Origin of the sequence: Nocardiopsis sp. TNDT3, from assembly GCF_003427465.1 — a bacterium.
In the GTDB taxonomy this organism is placed as follows: domain Bacteria; phylum Actinomycetota; class Actinomycetes; order Streptosporangiales; family Streptosporangiaceae; genus Nocardiopsis; species Nocardiopsis dassonvillei.
Map to the genome: position 1 here is coordinate 1 of NZ_QPFC01000316.1, position 2883 is coordinate 2883.

A 2883-nucleotide genomic window follows, 5' to 3' on the forward strand; every position below is an offset into this window, starting at 1 on the left:
CGGGGCGCACGGTGGACATGGTGCGCCCCGACCGCGACCTGCCGCGGGTGCCGCTGCTGGTGGTGCCCGCCCTGTACCTGCTCTCGGACGAGGCGGCCGAGCGGTTGGCCCGCTACACCGAGGACGGCGGAACGCTGGTGGTGACCTTCCTGAGCGGGGCCGCCGACCCGGACGGGACCGTGCGCACCGGCGGGTACCCGGGCGCGCTGCGGGACCTGCTGGGGGTGCGGGTGGAGGAGGTGCACCCGCTGCTGCCCGGGGACGCGGTGGGCGTGGACCTGGGTTCGGTGCGCGAGGAGGTCACCCTGTGGAGCGAGCACGTCCACCTGGCGGGGGCCGAGGCGGTGGCCCACTACGCGGGCGGCCCGCTGGACGGGCTGCCCGCGGTGACGCGGCGGCGCCACGGCGCGGGCGAGGCCTGGTACCTGTCGGCCCGGCTGTCGGACCGGGGCCTGGCGCGGCTGCTGGCCGAGGCGGCGGGGACGGGGCCGTTCCCGGAGCCGGGGCTGGAGGTGGTGCGCCGGGTGGACCGGGACGGCGCGTGGGTGTTCGTCACCAACCACGACAACCGGCCGCGGTGGATCGACCCGGCCCGGTTCGGGCTGGACGCGGGCGCCCGCGACCTGGTGTCGGGCGTTTCGGCGCAGGGGATGACCCTGCCGGGCGGCGGGGTGGCGGTGTTGCGCGGCCACCCCGTTGACAATTAGTTGTGACTCTAGACAAACTATTCCGGAGTCCTGCGCCTACCTCAGGAGACACGACATGAGCAGCTACCAGCCCGTGCCCGCGGACAGGTTCACCTTCGGTCTGTGGACCGTGGGGTGGCGCGGGGTGAACACCTTCGGCGACCCCGTCCGCCCGGCGCTCGACCCGGTGGACGCCGTCCGCCGCCTCGCCGACCTCGGCGCGCACGGGATCACCTTCCACGACGACGACCTCATCCCGCCCGGCAGCTCCGACACCGAGCGCGAGGACATCCTCAAGCGGTTCCGCGCGGCCCTGGACGAGACCGGGCTCAAGGTGCCGATGGCGACCACCAACCTGTTCTCGGACCCGGTGTTCCGCGACGGCGGGTTCACCTCCAACAGCCGCGACGTGCGCCGGTACGCCATCCGCAAGGTCATCCGCAACATCGAGCTGGCCGTGTCGCTGGGCGCCGAGACCTACGTGTGCTGGGGAGGCATGGACGGCGCCGAGACCGAGGCGGGCAAGAACGACCACGCCGCCCTGGACCGGCTGCGCGAGGCCTTCGACATCCTGTGCGGCTACGTGCGCGAGCAGGGCCACGACCTGCGCTTCGCCCTGGAGCCCAAGCCCAACGAGCCGCGCGGCGACATCCTGCTGCCCACGGTGGGGCACGCCCTGGCCTTCATCAACGAGCTGGAGCACCCCGAGATGGTGGGGGTCAACCCGGAGGTCGGCCACGAGCAGATGGCCGGGCTGAACTTCGCGCACGGCGTCGCGCAGGCCCTGTGGGCGGGCAAGCTCTTCCACATCGACCTCAACGGCCAGCGCGGGATCAAGTACGACCAGGACCTGCGCTTCGGCTCGGGCGACGTCAAGGAGGCGTTCTTCCTGGTGGACCTGCTGGAGAGCGCGGGCTACGACGGCCCGCTGCACTTCGACTTCAAGACGCCGCGCACCGAGGACATGAGCGGCGTGTGGGAGTCGGCCGCGGCCTGCATGCGCAACTACCTCATCCTCAAGGAGAAGGCCAGGGCGTTCCGCGCCGACCCCGAGGTGGTGGAGGCGCTCGCGGCCTCGCGCGTGCCCGAGCTGTCCCAGTCCACGCTGGGCGAGGGCGAGTCCCTGTCCGACCTGCTGGCCGAGGAGATCGACCTGGCCGAGGTCGGTGAGCGGGGCTACCACTTCGAGCGCCTGGACCAGCTCGCCATGGAGCACCTGTTCGGCCTGCGCTGACCTTCCGTTCCCGGATCCGGGCCGTGTTCCGCGCGGGGCGCGGGGCGCGGCCCCTGCTGTTTCCCGGGTCGGGGCGGGGCGGCGGCCGGGGCGGTGACCGGTCGGCTCCGTGTCTGGACAGCGGGCCCGTGGGTAGTGGCGGTGGTCGGAAGCACCACCACCGAAGCGGAGGAGAACATGGCCGAGGACGCCGTCACCCTGATCCTGAAGGACCACCGGACGATGGAGGAGCTGTTCGACCGGCTCCAGTCCGAGCCCGACCAGCGGCCGCGCCTGCTGGAGGAGATCGAGGCGATCCTCACCGCGCACAGCCGCGCCGAGGAGGACGAGGTGTACCCGGCCGCCGCCAAGGCCGCTGGCGAGGGACCGGAGGTCCGCCACGGCACGGAGGAGCACCAGGAGGCCGAGGAGCTGCTCCGGAAGCTGAAGGAGTGCGACCCGAAGAGCAAGGAGTTCGACAAGCGCTGCAAGGAGTTCGTCGACGCGGTCAAGCACCACGTCGAGGAGGAGGAGAGCGACGTCCTGCCCGGCCTCAGGGAGGCCGTGAGCCAGAAGCGGGCCCAGGAGCTGGGCAGGGCGTTCTGGGAGCGGCGCGCCCGGGAGCTGGAGCGCTTCGACGTCAAGGGCAGGGTTCCCAGGCAGCGCGACCTCTACGAGGAGGCCAAGGAGCTGGACATCGAGAACCGCTCCAAGATGAACAAGGAGGAGCTGGCCGAGGCCGTCCAGAGGGCCCGGCGCGGCTGAGTTCCCCTTGGGGCGCGGGACGTGAAACGGCCCCGCAGGGCAGTTGCCCTGCGGGGCCGTCACGTACACCGGAACGGTGCGGCGGTCGCCTCACGGCGCGGTGCACAACACGGCTCCTGCCGCCCTTGCGGGCGCGGTATTCCGTGAAGGCTTTGAGTGGAGCCCGGGGGACACTTTCTACCGCACCTTCCGGCACCCCGTACAACGGGAGGGTGGGGG

Annotated in this window: 3 protein-coding genes; all 3 read left to right on the forward strand. The window is 72.1% G+C overall.

The annotated features are described in order from the left end of the window. Positions 1-707, forward strand: a 707-nt coding sequence (locus DQW06_RS08495; protein ID WP_198662407.1) for a beta-galactosidase trimerization domain-containing protein, incomplete at its 5' end; no start/stop codon positions are given. A 55-nt stretch (positions 708-762) separates the two neighbouring features. Beyond that, positions 763-1920 carry a xylose isomerase gene (xylA, locus tag DQW06_RS08500; protein WP_071621080.1) on the forward strand — a complete coding sequence of 386 codons (1158 nt, stop codon included), beginning with the start codon at positions 763-765 and terminating at the stop codon, positions 1918-1920. A 141-nt stretch (positions 1921-2061) separates the two neighbouring features. After that, a complete protein-coding gene (locus tag DQW06_RS08505) occupies positions 2062-2664 on the forward strand; it encodes a hemerythrin domain-containing protein (RefSeq protein ID WP_232051620.1) in 603 nt (200 codons plus the stop codon). The last annotated feature ends 219 nt before the right edge of the window (positions 2665-2883 follow it).

Coding starts and splice junctions, on each gene's coding strand:
- xylA (WP_071621080.1), top strand. CDS start 763: ATGAGCAGCTACCAGCCCGTGCCCGCGGACAGGTTCACCTTCGGTCTG.